This window comes from Bradyrhizobium sp. 62, assembly GCF_023073035.1.
In the GTDB taxonomy this organism is placed as follows: domain Bacteria; phylum Pseudomonadota; class Alphaproteobacteria; order Rhizobiales; family Xanthobacteraceae; genus Bradyrhizobium.
On the sequence record NZ_JADPIT010000015.1, the window covers coordinates 778490 to 794183 of the forward strand.

The following is a 15694-nucleotide window of genomic DNA, read 5'->3' on the forward strand; positions in this document are numbered from 1 at the left end:
AAACACGTGGATGCCGCCCACAAAGCCGGGCATGACGAGCGAAAACGATCCTAGGTTCGCCTGATGCGCCCCAGCCTGCTCAATCCGCTGTTTGCCCCCGTGACCAGCCTGCCCGGCGTCGGTCCGAAGCAGGACAAGCTGCTGCAATATCTGCTCAGCCGCAATGAGACGCCGCGGCTGGTCGATCTGTTGCTGCATTTGCCGAGCCAGGTCATCGACCGCCGCGCGCGGCCGAAGATCCGCGATGCCGTGCAGGGAACCATGGTCACGCTGGAGGTCACCGTCGACCGCCACCGCCCGCCCCCGCCGCGCAATGCCCGTGCGCCCTACCTCGTCTACGCCAGCGACGATACCGGCGACGTCGTGCTGACTTTCTTCCGCGCAAAGCCCGGCTATGTCGAGAAGCTGCTGCCGATCGGCGAGAAGCGCTTCGTCTCCGGCACGCTGCAGATGTACGACGGCATCCCGCAGATCGTGCATCCCGACCGGGTGCTGGACGAGGAGGCGATTTCCAAACTCTCTGGCATCGATCCCGTCTATCCCTTGACCGAAGGCCTTGCGCTCGGCTCGCTGCGCCGCGCGGTCGCGCAGGCGCTGCAGAAGCTCCCGGCACTGCCGGAATGGATCAGCCCGGAGGTGCTGCGCCGCTGCGGCTTCCCGCCGATCACCGAGGCGCTCATCCGCGTGCATCAGCCGGTCGAGCTCACCGACATTCTGCCCGACCAGCCGTTCTGGTCGCGCCTCGCCTTCGACGAACTCCTGGCCGGGCAACTCGCCCTTGCCCTGATTCGCGCGCAATTGCGTCGCCCGGCCGGTGTGCGCAACGCCGGCGACGGGCACCTCCGCAACAAGATCATCGATGCCCTGCCCTATGCGCTGACAATCTCCCAACGCGATGCCGCCGCGGCCATCGCCGACGATCTGCAACAACCGGTGCGCATGCTGCGCCTGCTCCAGGGCGACGTCGGCTCCGGCAAGACCGTGGTCGCGCTGCTGGCCGCCGCTGCCGTCACCGAGGTTGGCAAGCAGGCGGCGCTGATGGCGCCGACCGAAATTTTGGCCCGTCAGCACATCAAGACCATCGCGCCGCTCGCCGAGCGCGCGGGCATGCGGGTCGCGATCCTCACCGGCCGCGAAAAGGGCAAGGAGCGGCGGGACCTGCTGGCACAACTCGAAGCCGGCGAGATCGACCTGCTCGTCGGCACCCATGCGTTGATCCAGGACGACGTGATCTTCAGCGATCTCGCCCTCGCCGTCGTCGACGAGCAGCATCGATTTGGCGTGCGCGAGCGGCTGGCGCTGACGTCAAAGGGCGAGGCCGTCGACGTGCTGGTGCTGAGCGCCACGCCGATTCCGCGCACGCTGGTGCTGACCTATTTCGGCGACATGGACATCAGCGAGCTCAGGGAGAAGCCGGCCGGCCGCCAGCCGATCGAAACCCGCACCATATCGATGAGCCGCCTCGGCGAGGTCACCGATAGCATCGGCCGCGCGCTCGAATCCGGCAAGCTGGTCTACTGGATCTGCCCGCTGGTCGAGGAATCCGAGGCCGAGGGTACCGAGCACCTGACCAATGCGACCAAGCGCTTCGAAAGCCTGCAAAAGCGTTTCGGCGACCGTGTCGGCCTCGTCCACGGCCAGATGAAGGGCACCGAGAAGGACCGCGTCATGGGCCAGTTCGCCGCCCACGAGATCGGCTTGCTGGTCGCGACCACCGTGGTCGAGGTCGGTGTCGACGTGCCGGCGGCGACCATCATGGTGATCGAGAACGCCGAACGCTTTGGCCTCGCCCAGCTTCACCAACTGCGCGGCCGCATCGGGCGCGGCTCGGAGGCCTCAACCTGTCTGCTGCTCTACTCCGAGCCACTCGGCGAGATGTCGAAGGCGCGGCTGAAGGTGATCCGCGAGACCACCGACGGCTTTCGCATCGCCGAGGAAGATCTGAAACTGCGCGGCGAAGGCGATGTGCTCGGCGTGCGCCAGAGCGGCTTGCCCGGCTACCGCATCGCCCGCTCCGAGGTGCACGGTCAGCTCATCACGCAGGCCCGCGACGAGGCGCTGCGCATCCTGAAGGACGATCCAAAGCTGAAGGGCGAGCGCGGCGAGGCGTTGCGATGCCTGCTGTATCTGTATGAGCGGGATGAAGCGATTCCGCTGATCGGAGCGGGTTAGCCGGCCGCTCGTTGCCGTCCAATTTCATAGGCCGCCACATGCGCGCGGGCCAAATCCAGCAGCGGCGTGTCGATGCCGAGTGCACGGGCCCGGTTGGCCATATCGCCGAGGATATGCTCCGCCTCGGTCATCGAGCCGCGCTCGATATCACGCAGCATCGAGGCCTTGAGCGGGGAATCCGGGGTCGTGAACAGCTTGCGGTCAAACTCGATGAAAGGCGCTCGCGGCTCAAAACCCGCGGCCGTGGCGACGGCGCAGCATTCGGCAAACAGCCGGAAGATGGATTGCTCGCCGTTCGGCACCGCCAGAATGTCTCCGATGCTTGCACGCATCAGGCAGGTGATGCCGGCGAGCGTCGAGAGCTGGACGAATTTCTCCCACATGTCCTGCATGATCGATTCGCTGGCGCGCACGTCGATACCGGGCACGTGCAGCAGCGTCTCCAGGGCGAGCACGCGCTCGCTCAACGCCCCCTCGATCTCGCCGAAGACGATGGTTTGATTGGCCATGAACTGAACGACTCGGCCATCCGCATCGAGTCCGGCACTGACGTTTGCGAGCCCGCCGAGGACGGAGCTCGCGCCGAACCGCGCAGTCAGGGCGTCGACATGTTTCAAGCCGTTGAGGATCGGCAAAATCACCGTGTTGGCGCCAACGGCCGGGGCAAACTGGGCCATCGCGTCGTCGAGCGAGTAGGACTTCACGCCGACGAGCACGACGTCGAACGCTTCCTTGAGATCGTTGGCGAGGATGACCTTCGGCTGCACGGCGAAATCGCCGTGCGGGCTCACGACCTGCAATCCATTCCGCTGCAACTGCTCCGCCCGCCCGGCCCGCACCAGAAAGGTCACGTCGCCGCCGGCTCGGACCAGGCGCGCGCCGTAATAGCCTCCAAGCGCTCCCGCGCCGATCACAAGGACTCTCATTCGAACTCCCAATGCGGAGTGACCGCTTCCGCAGAAACAATAACAGATGAGCCTCGCGACGTCTCCTCCCCGTCATTGCGAGCCCAGCGACTTGTCCGCCGAAGCTTTAGCGAAGGCGGAAGTCGCTGCGTTCGCAATGACTGTGTGGGTCGAGCCTGCCACATAGCGACCGGTGGAATCGCAGCGACGCCCCCTCACCCCGAATGCGCTTGCAAAAATTTGCCGTGCTCCGCTTCGGTCGCATCGTTGGCCGGGAACATGCACTCGAGCCTCAGCTCCTCCGCAGTCACCGTCTGCGGCGTTCCGACCGTCGTGATCAGGGAAAAGTAGTCCAGCGCCACACCGTCCTTGACGAAGGACAGCGGGATCATCGGCATCGCATCGGAGGCCGACGGCGCGCGCCATTCAGGCTTCACCCCGGGATATTGCGACAATTCCTCCAGCAGCGCCTTCGTCCTGATGTCAACCACATGTCCGACTGCCTCGCGATACACCCGCGCGAGCAGCCCGCGTGCGGTCTGCGGCCAGTTCGCGATGAAGGGACGCATGCCGTCCGGGTCGAACATGAGATGCAAAAGATTTCGTGGCGCCGGCCGCGCCGACATGTCGATGAAGCAATTGAACAGAAGCGGCGCAGCCTCGTTGGTCATCAGCACGTTCCAGTAGCGGTCCATGACGATGGCGGGAAACGGCTCGTGCTGACGCAGCATGCGTTGCAGGGCACGCTTGATGCTCGTCATGGCGGGCGCCTCGAGCGCGGGATCGGAATAAGACGGCGCATAGCCTGCAGCCAGCAGCAGCTCGTTGCGTTCGCGCAAGGGCACGTCGAGGGCTTGCGCAAGATCGAGCAGCATCTGGCGGCTCGGAACGCTGCGGCCGCTCTCGACGAAGCTGATGTGTTTCTGCGAGACGCCGGCGTCGAAGGACAGATCGAGCTGCGTCTTGCCGCGAATGTCCCGCCATTGACGCAGCAGCGCGCCCGCGGAACTGGCGCGCGTCTTGAGGGCACTGGCCGTCGCTTTCATGGCCGACTGATCCTTCCTGTCAATGTGGGGCATCGTCAACGCGCATCGGCGGCGGTGCGTCGGCTTATCCGAGGCACCGCCGCCGATGGTAGCAGGTTCGAAGCGATCAACCGAAGGCGACCGGTCCCACGGCGCCGACCCAGTGCCGTACCTTGGTAGCGTCCCTCTCGTCCATGTAGAAGAAGTGCGTCATCGTCGGATGAACCGTCTTCATCGAGGGATCATCGGGTGTCATGTCCACGATACCGCGAAACACCTTCAGGGCGCCGGCGTCCCAGTATTCGGTGACGTGATGCAGCGCGGTGAAGCCGGTGTCGATGAAGGCCTTGAGGTTGGCGCGGATCGCCTCGCGCCCCTTCCAATCGGCGACGCCGAGGTTGCAGACGGCATCCTCCACAAAACAATCAAAACCTCGTCCAAAGGTCTTGTCGTCGATCTCCCGCCACATGTCGAGCAGCCATTGCGGCGGCTCCTTCTTCGTAAACATGACTTGCATAGCTCTCTCCTGATGCACCGACACACGCGCGACAGGAGGCTTGATTGAATGCGTCCTGTCGGGTGATGACCGGGACAGTAGCCAGGCTGCGGATGGGCTCAATTACATGCCAGGTAATAAAGCGCGTTCGGGAAGCCTCCTCTTTCCCTGGCCCCGACTTTATGGAACCCTACGACGATGCGCCGGATCATCGTCGTGGGCTGTCAGGGCAGCGGAAAGACGAGCCTCTCCCGGAATCTCGGGCGAAAGCTCGGGCTGCCCGTGGTGCATCTCGACGTGCTCTACTGGCGGCCGGGCTGGAAGCCGTCCGACAAACCGAGCTTCCGGGCGCGCGTCACTGACGCGATCGCGGGCGACGCATGGGTTGTCGACGGCAGCTTCTCGGGACTTGCCTTCGATCTCACGCTCGCGCGCGCCGATACGCTGGTCGTCATCGACCGCCCGCGCTGGCTCTGCCAGTGGCGCATTCTCCTGCGCTCCGCCTTCGATCGCGACAAGACCCGGCCTGACCTCCCCGAAGGGTGTCCCGAACAGTTCGATTGGAAATTGATGCGCGAGGCATGGCGCTACGACACCGAGCGCGCGCCTGTCATCGAGGCCGAGCGCGTGCAGTATGGCGCTGACGTCCCGGTCGTGCGCTTGAGACGCGATCGGGACATCCAGGATTTTTGGATTCGGTGCACGGCAGATGATCGATGGCCGTGACGTGAGACCGGACGATCAGGATTTCTTCTGCGCGATACGCGCGGCGAATGCCTTCATCAGGTCGGTATCCGCCGCGTCGCCTTTGGCGTCCTCGGCGAGATGCTCGAACCAGCGCGCAAAGCCTTCGTAAACCTGGCTCGCCGGATGATCGGGGCCGAGAAAGCCGGAAATCTCCCGCATCTCCGCAACCCAGCGATAGGCTTTCGGAATCATGTCCGGCAGCGCGACTTCGAGCCGGGCCAGAACCGCGGGCTGGCTGAGTGCGAGTTCGTCGCGCAGCGCATCCGCAGCCCCCGCTTTCGTTGCCGCGACCACCATCGCCGCGCCGATGCCGGCGAGGCCCTTGACGATACCGGCATAGGACATTTTCAGCGCGGACGCGGCACCGACCGGCCCTTCGACGATCCGCACGTCGAGCCCGAAATCCTTCAGCACGGCGACATCCTTGGCGTGCTCGCCCGACATGTAGAAGGCCGGGCTCTTGCCGCCGGGCTGGGGCGGGAACCCGATGATGCCGGCATCGACGAACGGCGCCTGTGCCGAGCCGATGATCTGCTCGATCCTCATCACGGTATCGACGTTGACGGCATTGCAATCGACCACGACCGGCTTCTTCTCGCGCCGGACGATCAGCCCGGCAAGCCACTCGGCGAGCGCCACGGCTTCGCCCGGCGGCACGATCGAGAGGATGATGTCGGCGTCCGCGATCGCGTCGTCCTCGGCGCCGATCATGCCGGTATCCACCGCGCGTTTGCGCGTCGCCTCGCTCCGCCCTCTCAACGACGTCAGCACGCGCGCACCGTGCTCGCCGAGACGGCGGGCCACGGCACTGCCCATGGCACCGGGCGCGAGGATCGCAATGGTTTTGGACATCGTGCACTCCAGATCGAATTTCGAGCAACGCGCTCGGTTCAACCGGAGACTAGCAGAGGACGGGACGCCAGCGTGAGCGCCGGCCATCCCGCAGAGGAATGGCCCTACTCCACCTTCGCAGGCTGAGGCTGGAGCGCCGAGGCGTTGGCAATACGCGCGGCATTCGCCATGCCAGCGAGGGCCGCCGCCTTCTTCGAATCGGGCGCCGAGCCCGGCTGCACCACGCCGGCCGACATGATCAGCGTCGCGGCGTCTTCGGTGCTCATGTCGACCTCGACGATCTTGCTCTTGGGCACGTAGAAGAAGAAGCCGGTGGTCGGGTTCGGCGAGCAAGGCAGAAACACCGAGACGTGCTCCTCCTGACCCGGCAGACTGCGGGAGACATCCTCGTTCGGCGATTGCGAGATCAGCACGATCGACCACATGCCCGGCGACGGAAACTCGACCAGACCGACCTTGCGGAAGCTCGAGCCCTTGCCCGAGAACAGGGTCTCGAACACCTGCTTCAGGCCGCGGTAGATGGCGCGCACCGCCGGGATCCGGCCGAGGAAGGTCTCGCCGACATCGACCAGTGTCCGGCCGATCAAATTGGCCGCGAGGAAGCCGACCAGCGTCAACGTGAAAAATGCGACGATCAGTCCCCAGCCGGGGATGACGTACGGCATGTAGGTTTCAGGCCGATAGGCCAGCGGTACGAATGGCCGCACCACGCCATCAACCCAGGTGACGAACCACCAAACCAGATAAAAGGTGATCGCAACCGGTCCCGTCACCACGAGCCCGGTGAGAAAATAATTGCGGAAGCGGCCTATCAGGCCGGTATGCGGCTCCGGCACGGGATCAAGAGGCGCAGGCGCGTCGTCACGGGGGTTCATTCGGGTTCCAGGTCGGTCGCTTCGTTCAAGCTAGGGTCTTCTAGCAGGTTTTGGAAGACCACGAAGCGTTCCGGCCCGACCCTTCCGCCTATTCCACCGTCACGGATTTCGCGAGATTGCGCGGCTGGTCGACGTCGGTCCCCATGATCACCGCCGTATGATAGGCGAGCAGCTGAACGGGGACGGCATAGACCATCGGCGTGAACGCCGCCGCCATATCAGGCATGACGATGGTGACGAGGGATTCGACGGTCGCCTCCGCCGCGCCTTTGGCGTCGGTCATCAGGATGATCTTGCCGCCGCGGGCAGCGACCTCCTGCATATTGGAGACGGTCTTTTCGAACACCCGGTCGTAGGGCGCGATGACGACGACGGGCATGGTCTCGTCGATCAGCGCGATCGGACCGTGCTTGAGCTCGCCGGCGGCATAGCCCTCGGCGTGGATGTAGGAGATCTCCTTCAGCTTCAGTGCACCTTCGAGGGCGAGCGGGAAGCTGGTGCCGCGGCCGAGATAGAGCACGTCGCGCGATTTCGCGATCTCGCGCGCGAGCTTCTCGATCTGGAGCTCGGTGGTGAGCGCATCCGACATCAAACGCGGGATCTCGACGAGCCCGTGGACGAGCTTGGTCTCGTCCTCGTCGGACAGTTCGCCGCGGGCTTTGCCGGCCGCGATCGCAAGATTTGCCAGCACCATGAGCTGGCAGGTGAAGGCCTTGGTCGAAGCGACGCCGATCTCTGGGCCGGCCAGCGTTGGCAGCACGGTCTCGCTTTCGCGCGCGATCGTCGAGGTCGGCACGTTGACGACGGCGATCGTATGCACGCCCTGGTCCTTGGCGTAACGCAGCGCGGCCAACGTGTCGGCGGTCTCGCCCGATTGCGAGATGAAGATGGCGAGATCGCCCTTGCGCAAGGGCGCCTCGCGGTAGCGGAATTCGGAGGCGACATCGACCTCGACCGGCACGCGCGCGAAACGCTCGAACCAGTATTTTGCGACGAACCCGGCGTAGCTCGCAGTGCCGCAGGCCGTGATGTTGATGCGCTGGATATTCTTGAAGTCGAACGGCAGCTTGACCGGCAGCGAGACCCGCTCGGTCGCCATGTCGACATAACGTGCCAGCGTGTGGCCGACCACTTCCGGCTGCTCGTGGATCTCCTTGGCCATGAAGTGGCGGTAGTTGGCCTTGTCGACCAGCGAGGTCGAGGCGGCGTGCTTGGTCTTCTCGCGCTGGGCGAGGTGGCCGTCCTTGTCGAAGATCGAAGCGCTCGTATGGGTCAGCACGACCCAGTCGCCGTCCTCGAGATAGCTGATCGTGTCGGTGAACGGCCCGAGCGCGATGGCGTCGGAGCCGAGATACATCTCGCCGTCGCCATAGCCGATCGCGAGCGGCGGACCGTTGCGGGCGCCGATCATCAAATCGTCCTCGCCGGCGAAGATGAAGCCGAGCGCGAACGCGCCACGCAGCCGCGCCAATGTCAATTTCACCGCTTCCACGGGCTTGTTGCCGCGCGTGAGCAGATCATCGACGAGATGCAGCACGATCTCGGTGTCGGTCTGGGTGTGGAACACCGTGCCTTTCTTCTCGAGTTCCTCGCGCAGCTCGCGGAAATTCTCGATGATGCCGTTGTGAACCACGGCGACACGTTCGGTCGCGTGCGGATGCGCATTGTTCACGGTCGGCTTGCCGTGGGTGGCCCAGCGGGTGTGACCGATTCCGGTCGTGCCCTTGAGCGGCTCGGCCTCCAGCCGCTTCTCCAAATTCTTCAGCTTGCCCTCGGCGCGTCGGCGCTCGAGATGCTTGCCCTCGAGCGTGGCGACGCCCGCGGAATCATAGCCGCGATATTCAAGACGTTTGAGCGAATCCACCAATTGCTCTGCAACCGGCTCGCGCCCGAGAATGCCGACAATCCCGCACATGCGGATCAATATCCCCCAAATCGTCGAAAAATCGCCTAAACGACGCGCTCGGTTTTTAGCGAAGTTCCTAAGGAACCAGATACTCAATAATTATTGCTGATTGAGACAGCACCGACGGCGACGAGCCTCGCGTGCGTCGAACTGGCTGGGCCTTAAACCGCGCGCGTTAACTTGTTGTCAACAAATTTGGCCAACCCTTGCGTACCAAGGAGAGAGGCCATGAAAGGCTCATCCAACCGCAAAGATCTGCCATCGATGACAGTGCGCGCCAGCGAGACCACCGGCACGCACCTTGCGCATTGGCCGCCGCCCCAGCGCGGCAAGGAAAGCAAGCCCGTCTTCATCAAGCACGTCGCCGGCGAGCCGGCGAAGCGTGCCAAGCCGCGCGGCTGGCGCCTGACGCGCGCGATCTTCTCGGAATTTGCCGACGACGAATAGCGGCTCATTTCTCCGGCTTCTTTTCAAGCTTCTTGCCACCCGTCTTCATCTCGCGATAGCGCGCCGCACCACCTTCGCGGATGGTCTGCGCGCTGCGCTCCAGCGCCAGGGCGTCATCAGGCACGTCGCGGGTGATCACCGAGCCCGAGCCGATATAGGCGCCGTTGCCGATCGTCACCGGCGCGACCAGCGAGGAGTTGGTGCCGACGAAGGCGCCCTGCCCGATGATCGTCTTGTGCTTCTTGAAGCCGTCGTAGTTGCAGGTGATGGTGCCGGCGCCGATGTTGGAATTGGCGCCGATCGTGGCGTCGCCAATGTAGGAGAGATGGTTGACCTTGACGCCGGCCTCCAGCGTCGCGGCCTTGGTCTCCACGAAATTGCCGATGCGCGCGCCGTCGCCGAGCGACGTGCCGGGCCGAAGCCGCGCATAGGGGCCGATGGAGACCTTCTTGCCGAGCTTGGTCTCGACGATATGCGAGAAGGAATGGACCACCGTGCCGTCGCCGATCGAAACGCCGGGGCCGATCACCACGAACGGCTCGATCGTCACGTCCTTGCCGAACACGGTATCGGCGGCGAGATAAACGGTTTCGGGCGCGATCAGCGTGACGCCGGCCTCCATCGCCACTTTCCGCAGCCGCGCCTGCATCACGCTTTCGGCCTCGGCGAGCTGCGCCTTGGTGTTGATGCCGCGCACTTCGTCCTCGCTGGTTTCGATCACCACGGCATCCCATCCCTGTTCGCTGACAATGCCGACCGCGTCGGTCAGATAATATTCGCTCTTGGAATTCGCATTGCCGATCTTGTCGAGGATCGCGAGCGCGCGGCGCCCGTCGATCGCCATGACCCCGGCATTGCAGAGGTCGATCTTGCGCTCCTCTGCGCTGGCGTCGGCCTGCTCGCGGATCGCGACCAGGCGGTCGCCGTCCACGATGAAGCGGCCATAGCCGGTGGGATCGGCGGCCCGGAAGCCGAGCGCCGCAATCGCGGCGCCTTTGGCGAGCGGCGCGCGCAGCCGCGCAAAGGTCTCGGCCGAGATCAGCGGCGTGTCGCCGAACGCAATCAGCAGGTCGTCCACGCCCCGCACAATGGCATCGCGCGCCGCCAGCACCGCATGCGCGGTCCCGAGCCGGTCCTGTTGCGCGAAGGTGAGCGCGTCGGGGCGGATGCGCTTTGCTTCGTCCGCCACCGCCTGATGGTCGGGTCCGATCACGACCGCGAGCGAGGTGCCGGTTCCCTTGGGCGCCGCGGCGAGCACGTGGGCGAGCAGGCTCTGATGCGCGACCGAATGCAGCACTTTCGGCAGGTGTGAGCGCATACGCGTGCCTTCGCCGGCGGCGAGCACGATCGTGAGGCTGGAACGGGCGGTCATCGAAATCCTGTCAATCGGCCGAATCAAGTAGCGCCAGCGGGCGACGGCCGCCCTGATGAGCTATCGCCTTGCTACCCCCGCAAACGCCCGGAGTTCAAGTGCGACACGCTTTTCCTGTTAATGTTCCCTGATTGATTCGGGGAAGCCGGACAGGGGTTGGGCACTTAACGTTCATGGCAAAGGATTCCGACCCACTGGCGGATGCCTTCGGCGCCAAGGAGACCGGCGGGCTGTTCTCCGGACTTGTGGCCGAGGAGAGTTCGTTCGATCGCGGCATGATGTGGCGGCTGGGCTCATGGGGCGTGGCGGCCGTTGGCGCCGTGGTGCTTGCCGTGTTCGCCAACCAGGCCCAGCTCGGCTGGCGGCGCGATCAGGTTGCGTCCGCCGATCTCGCGCGCCAGGCCGACCGGCTCCAGATCCTGACCAAGGAGAGCCAGAACGAGGCCCGCCGCCTCGCCTCAGCGATCGAGACGCTGAACACGGATCGCGACCGGCTCTATTCGCGCGTCACCGTGCTGGAGCAAGGGCTCGATTCCGTTACCGGCGCCATCGCCAAGCAGACGACAACCCCGCCGCAGGCGTCCGTTGCGAAGCCGCAGGACGCGCCGGCTTTGATCGGGCCGCCGGCGCCCGGCATCGGGCCGGTCGCCTCGACACCAGCTCCGGCCAACGACAAGCCGCGCACTGAGGCCGCAAAGGAGCCGTCGAGCCCGCCGCCACAGAGCGCAGCGGCGGCCTCGCTGGTCGCGCAGTCGCCGGCGACGAATTCGGCACTGCCGATGCTTCCGTTGGTCCCATCCAAATCGATCATAGCGCCGCCCGATCCGGCCGCCCCGAAACTCGTTCAGCCCGAGGCCGCTGAGAAGACCACTGAGAAGGCTGCCGAGAAGAAGCCCGATCCAGTGCCCGCCCCGATCGAAGTCGCCGCGGCACCAGCCAAGCCGCCGGAGGCCGCCGAAAGCGAGGCTCCCGCGATCGCGGTCCAGCAGACGCGCTTTGCGATTGATCTCGGTGGCGCCAACTCGCTCGAAGGCCTACGTGCACTGTGGCGCGGGGTGACCAAATCCAATCCCGAGATCGCGGCGTTGCGGCCGATCATCATGATCAAGGAAGGCAACACCGGCCTCGGCATGCAGCTCCGCCTCGGCGCCGGCCCGCTGATCAATGCAGCGGCTGCGGCAAAACTCTGCGCCGGCCTCGCCGAGAACGAGCGCCACTGCGAGACCACTGTGTTCGACGGTCAGCGGCTGTCGATGCGCGGCGGCCAGGAAAAGCAAGAGAAGACTCAGGATCGAGTTCAAGAGAAGAACTCAGACAAGAACCAGGACTCGGTGCCGCAAGCCGAGACCGCCCCGGCGCCCGCGCCCGCCGCCAAGCCCGACAAGCATCGTCGCAGCTATTCCTCGAAACGCTCGTCGAAGCGCGAGGAGCCCGCGCCTGCTCCTGCGGCGCAGCCGGCCGCACAGCCGAAGCCGGAGACGGCGTCGGCGGGATCGACGCTGTCGTCGTTCTTCAGGCGGTAGACGCGGCAGCCGCTCTGCGGCGGGAAGACCATCTCGCGGCTAACGTATCAAACGATACGGAGGTGCCCGACATAAAACGGCAGGATCCGCGACGAAGATGATTCGGAGCGGAGATGGCGGACGAGATGTTTCTGCGCGAGCACCTCGCGCTCATCCGCGAGTTGGCCGAACAGGCCGACCCCCATATCAAGAAGCGATTGCTGGCCTTGGCCGAAAAATACGAACGTCGGCTGAGAGACCAGAACCGGACGATACAAACTCGCCCTTGAGAGCTCATCGGCGCACGCAACCACCTACTCGATGCGCGCTTTTTCCTTCAGGTCGCGAATGCGGTTGTCAGCCTCATCCTTCGACTGAACCAGTTCCGACCAATCCTCGACCCGAGCTTGCTTGCTCAGCCGCTTGAGTTCGTCCGGTTGCTCCTGAGTTGGCTTTTCCATGCTCGCTCCTTGTATGCAGCGTGTGTTGCGCGGTCACACCGTTTCAAAACCTGCGCAGCCCCAGCCTGTTCCTGGATATCTTCGGGCCAGGCGCGGCCGCCTTGCTCCTCCTTTAACTGGGCGCGATCGACATAAATTCACCTTCCCTGTTGCCCGTCCGCGCCATCCCGACCATATTGCCGCCATGACAAAAAAGCCCTTCCGTCTCACGCCCTACCAGGTGCAGTTCCTGATCGTCGTCGGCTTCGCCAGCGTCGGCTATGGGCTCTATCTGCGCTACCTCGGAATCGAAAACTCGCAGGTCGGTCTCGCCTGCGACGCCGGGCTTCAGACCCTGGTCTGCAAGGCGCGCTCGGTCTCGACCGTGCTGTTCAAGAATTCGGTGTTCGGCATCGTCGCGCTGGTGGTGGCCACGCTGAACCTGATGCGGCCGTCGATCGTGCTGCTCACCGTCGGCATCATCGCCGCCGGCCTCGGCATCGTGCTCTACAATGTCGTGCTGTCGGGCCTGGCGATCGGCCTGTTCATTCTTGGATTTGCTCGGCCCGCGCCCGCCACAGCGTGAGCGCGAACAAGAGATAAATCGCGCAGGTCCACAGCGACTGCCAATTGTCGCGGCCTTCGTTGAACAGCACATAGGCCGCCGACAGCGTCAGCACACCGGCGAACACCGACTCCGCGATGGGACGCTGGCCGATCTGCGGCCGGTTCAGCATCAACAGCGCGAACGGCACCACCGCCATCGTCAGCGAGGCGTAGGGGAAGTCGTGGTAGCGTGGGTCGAACACGAAGGCGAGCGCGGTCTGCGCCGCGATCACCGCCGTCACCGCCAGCGTCAGACCCAGCACGGCGGTGAGCTTCGACCATTTCCGGCCCTCGCGCGGACCGAGCAGATCGAGGAAGGTCGGAAGGCTGCGGCCGATCACCATCGCCTGCGCGCAGAAGATCGGCGACAGGATGCCGGCCGCGAGCAGCGTGCCCCAGAGCAGCCAGCCGCCGATGCCGTAGCTCTCGTAGTACATCTTGTCGGCGCCGATCCCGAGCAGGATGCCGGCCGAGGTCGCCGAGATCGCCACACCAAGCCAGGCCGAGAAGCGCGGCGTCCAGGGCCTGCGCCGCAACGTCAGGCCGGCCACCGCGAACACCAGCACGCAGAGGCCCATGCCGGCGCCCATGTACCATTTCCAGTAAGGGAAGTTGCTGATCGGCTGGCCGGGCGGATATTTCAGGCTCCGGCGCACCGAATCATAGAGACCCCAATAGCCGCCGACGGTACCTTCCAGCTTGCGCTTCCACGGCTGGTCGTAGGACTCGATCAGATTGACGCGGAATTTCTGCGCTTTCGCGAGACTCAGGATCTCCGAGACCACGCGCGCCTGGTTGGTGCGCGACGGCAGCGCGCCCTCGCGCATGCGCCCTTCGCTCGGCCAGCCGGTTTCGCCGATCAGAATCTCCTTGCCGGGAAATGCGACCGCCATGCGCTCGCGGATCTGTTCGACATGGGAAGCGGCAAACTTCGCCTTGACCGGGAAGTCCTCCCAATAGGGCAGGATGTGGATCGTGACGAAGTCGACGGCGTCATATATCTCGCGATTCCTGAGCCAGAACTCCCAGACATCGGCATAGGTGACGGGCACGCTGACTTGGGCCTTCACCGAGCGGATGATGGAGACGAGGTCCGCGGTCGTCATCTCGCCGCGCAGCAGCACCTCGTTGCCGACGATGATGCTGGCGATGATTCCGGGGAAATCCTTGGAAAGACGAATGGCGAGCGCGGCCTGCTCGAAATTCTTGGTGCGATTGCTGGAGAGCCAGATGCCCTGGAGCACTTTCAGCCCCCCGATCCGGGCCGCGATCGCCGGCACCTGGTCGAGCCCGTTCTCCATCGAATAGGTGCGGACGCAGTCGGTGATCTCCTTGAGCTGGCGCAGGTCCTGCTCGATCTGGTCGGCCTCGATATGGGTCCATGCGTTCAGCGGCGACTGCTCGCCGCGGAACGGCGCGTAGGAGACGCACTGGACCTTGTCGGCGGGATCGATCGGGGCGCGCGCGAGCGAGATCGGCGTGGCAAGCCACCACCACACGGCAGCGATCGCACCCAGTGAAACGAGCAGAAGCGCCAGTGGCGTACGAAGAGAAATCGGTTCCGTCCTCCGCGAAGGGCCGTCGATTACCTGCTAGCACGCCGTCTGCCAAGGGGGTGACTCCGTTATGGATCCATCCCTCCCCTGAGGAATTTACCTGCGGCCGTTCGACCGAGGCCTAGGATCGTGACTTTGCTGGACAAAATTCCAGATTCAGGCCATGGACTCGGGAGGACTTTTCCGCCGCATTGGAGACCCATTTGGACGCCATCACCGGCGCGTCCGCGAAGGTCCTGACGCGGACGGTCAGTGATATATTGGGGAATTCATGCGGCAACGGGTGTTCGAGTTACGAAATGCGGTCCTGCGGCAGTTCGCCGCCACCTTGGCCGTTTCTTCCCTTGTCATCCTGATGGGTATCGGCGCCGCCTCCGCCCAGAGCGGCACGCCCGCCCCGGACCAGAGCAAGGCAGCAGCCCAACCCGCCGACGCGGCCAAGGATGCCGCCCAGAACCAGCGCCGCACCGACGAATTCGCCGAAGCAGCCCAGGTCATCAGCGGCCCCGCCGGCAACCCCGAATGCGTCTGGCTCGGCCGCCGCGTGGTGCGGCTGATGTGGCGGGATGACCTCGATACCGCATTCCGCCATCTCGACCTCTACGACCGCTTCGGCTGCCCCGGCGGCCACATCCAGGCTGCGTTCCGCTGCCTGACCCGCTTCGGCGGCCAGATCGATCCCAAGGTCGCCGAGACCCTGGACAGCCGTGTGCACGCTTGCTGGATCAACCCGGCGTCGCAGCCGCAACAGGCGGCGGCCGCAGCCTCGCAGCCCGCCGCACCGGCCGCCGGC

16 protein-coding genes are annotated in these 15694 nt (G+C 64.8%); 7 read left to right on the forward strand and 9 right to left on the reverse strand.

Features of this window, described 5'->3' with window-relative positions:
• Nucleotides 1-63: 63 nt before the first annotated feature.
• Entirely contained in the window at nt 64-2172 is a 2109-nt protein-coding gene (gene recG / locus IVB47_RS14170; RefSeq protein ID WP_247462215.1) for an ATP-dependent DNA helicase RecG, read from the forward strand.
• On the opposite strand, the gene panE is transcribed toward recG, so the two are convergent.
• The 3 genes from panE to IVB47_RS14185 form a co-directional block, all read right to left on the reverse strand.
• A complete protein-coding gene (gene panE, locus IVB47_RS14175) occupies nt 2169-3098 on the reverse strand; it encodes a 2-dehydropantoate 2-reductase (protein ID WP_247462218.1) in 930 nt (309 codons plus the stop codon). The genes recG and panE overlap by 4 nt on opposite strands.
• A 194-nt stretch (nt 3099-3292) precedes the next feature.
• A complete protein-coding gene (locus IVB47_RS14180) occupies nt 3293-4123 on the reverse strand; it encodes a helix-turn-helix transcriptional regulator (protein ID WP_247462220.1) in 831 nt (276 codons plus the stop codon).
• Nucleotides 4124-4229: 106 nt separating this feature from the next.
• Nucleotides 4230-4619 (reverse strand): nuclear transport factor 2 family protein, encoded by a 390-nt coding sequence (locus IVB47_RS14185; protein WP_247462222.1) that lies wholly within the window; start codon nt 4617-4619, stop codon nt 4230-4232.
• Nucleotides 4620-4796: 177 nt separating this feature from the next.
• Between IVB47_RS14185 and IVB47_RS14190 the strand changes: the two genes are divergently transcribed.
• Nucleotides 4797-5324: an AAA family ATPase gene (locus IVB47_RS14190; protein WP_247462223.1), complete on the forward strand. Its 528-nt coding sequence runs from the start codon at nt 4797-4799 to the stop codon at nt 5322-5324.
• Nucleotides 5325-5339: 15 nt separating this feature from the next.
• Here the strand turns inward: IVB47_RS14190 and IVB47_RS14195 are convergent, their stop codons facing one another.
• The 3 genes from IVB47_RS14195 to glmS form a co-directional block, all read right to left on the reverse strand.
• Nucleotides 5340-6197: an NAD(P)-dependent oxidoreductase gene (locus IVB47_RS14195; protein WP_247359385.1), complete on the reverse strand. Its 858-nt coding sequence runs from the start codon at nt 6195-6197 to the stop codon at nt 5340-5342.
• Nucleotides 6198-6301: 104 nt separating this feature from the next.
• Nucleotides 6302-7072: a DUF502 domain-containing protein gene (locus IVB47_RS14200; RefSeq protein WP_027567012.1), complete on the reverse strand. Its 771-nt coding sequence runs from the start codon at nt 7070-7072 to the stop codon at nt 6302-6304.
• 88 nt (nt 7073-7160) lie between these two features.
• Nucleotides 7161-8987 (reverse strand): glutamine--fructose-6-phosphate transaminase (isomerizing), encoded by a 1827-nt coding sequence (glmS, locus tag IVB47_RS14205; RefSeq protein WP_247462225.1) that lies wholly within the window; start codon nt 8985-8987, stop codon nt 7161-7163.
• Nucleotides 8988-9206: 219 nt separating this feature from the next.
• On the opposite strand from glmS, the gene IVB47_RS14210 reads away from it, so the two are divergent.
• Complete coding sequence (locus IVB47_RS14210) at nt 9207-9425, forward strand: hypothetical protein (protein WP_247462227.1); 219 nt, start codon at nt 9207-9209, stop codon at nt 9423-9425.
• Between the two features lie 4 nt (nt 9426-9429).
• Here the strand turns inward: IVB47_RS14210 and glmU are convergent, their stop codons facing one another.
• Nucleotides 9430-10797, reverse strand: coding sequence for a bifunctional UDP-N-acetylglucosamine diphosphorylase/glucosamine-1-phosphate N-acetyltransferase GlmU (gene glmU / locus IVB47_RS14215; protein WP_247462228.1), 1368 nt, complete (start codon nt 10795-10797; stop codon nt 9430-9432).
• Between the two features lie 173 nt (nt 10798-10970).
• Between glmU and IVB47_RS14220 the strand changes: the two genes are divergently transcribed.
• Together IVB47_RS14220 and IVB47_RS14225 are read left to right on the forward strand one after the other, a co-directional pair.
• Nucleotides 10971-12320 (forward strand): hypothetical protein, encoded by a 1350-nt coding sequence (locus tag IVB47_RS14220; RefSeq protein WP_247462231.1) that lies wholly within the window; start codon nt 10971-10973, stop codon nt 12318-12320.
• A 113-nt stretch (nt 12321-12433) separates the two neighbouring features.
• Nucleotides 12434-12589: a hypothetical protein gene (locus tag IVB47_RS14225; protein WP_197031127.1), complete on the forward strand. Its 156-nt coding sequence runs from the start codon at nt 12434-12436 to the stop codon at nt 12587-12589.
• A 24-nt stretch (nt 12590-12613) separates the two neighbouring features.
• Here IVB47_RS14225 and IVB47_RS14230 read toward each other — a convergent pair whose 3' ends face one another.
• Nucleotides 12614-12760, reverse strand: a complete 147-nt coding sequence (locus IVB47_RS14230) for a hypothetical protein (RefSeq protein ID WP_247462233.1) — start codon at nt 12758-12760, stop codon at nt 12614-12616.
• Between the two features lie 184 nt (nt 12761-12944).
• Between IVB47_RS14230 and IVB47_RS14235 the strand changes: the two genes are divergently transcribed.
• On the forward strand, nt 12945-13325 hold the full coding sequence (locus tag IVB47_RS14235; RefSeq protein ID WP_247462235.1) for a hypothetical protein: 381 nt from the start codon (nt 12945-12947) through the stop codon (nt 13323-13325).
• Here the strand turns inward: IVB47_RS14235 and IVB47_RS14240 are convergent.
• On the reverse strand, nt 13285-14844 hold the full coding sequence (locus tag IVB47_RS14240) for a beta-(1-6) glucans synthase (RefSeq protein ID WP_247462237.1): 1560 nt from the start codon (nt 14842-14844) through the stop codon (nt 13285-13287). The two genes, IVB47_RS14235 and IVB47_RS14240, sit on opposite strands and share 41 nt — an antisense overlap.
• Before the next feature lie 328 nt (nt 14845-15172).
• On the opposite strand from IVB47_RS14240, the gene IVB47_RS14245 reads away from it, so the two are divergent.
• Nucleotides 15173-15694: beta-1-3, beta-1-6-glucan biosynthesis protein (locus IVB47_RS14245; RefSeq protein ID WP_247462239.1), on the forward strand; the 522-nt coding region annotated here is incomplete at its 3' end.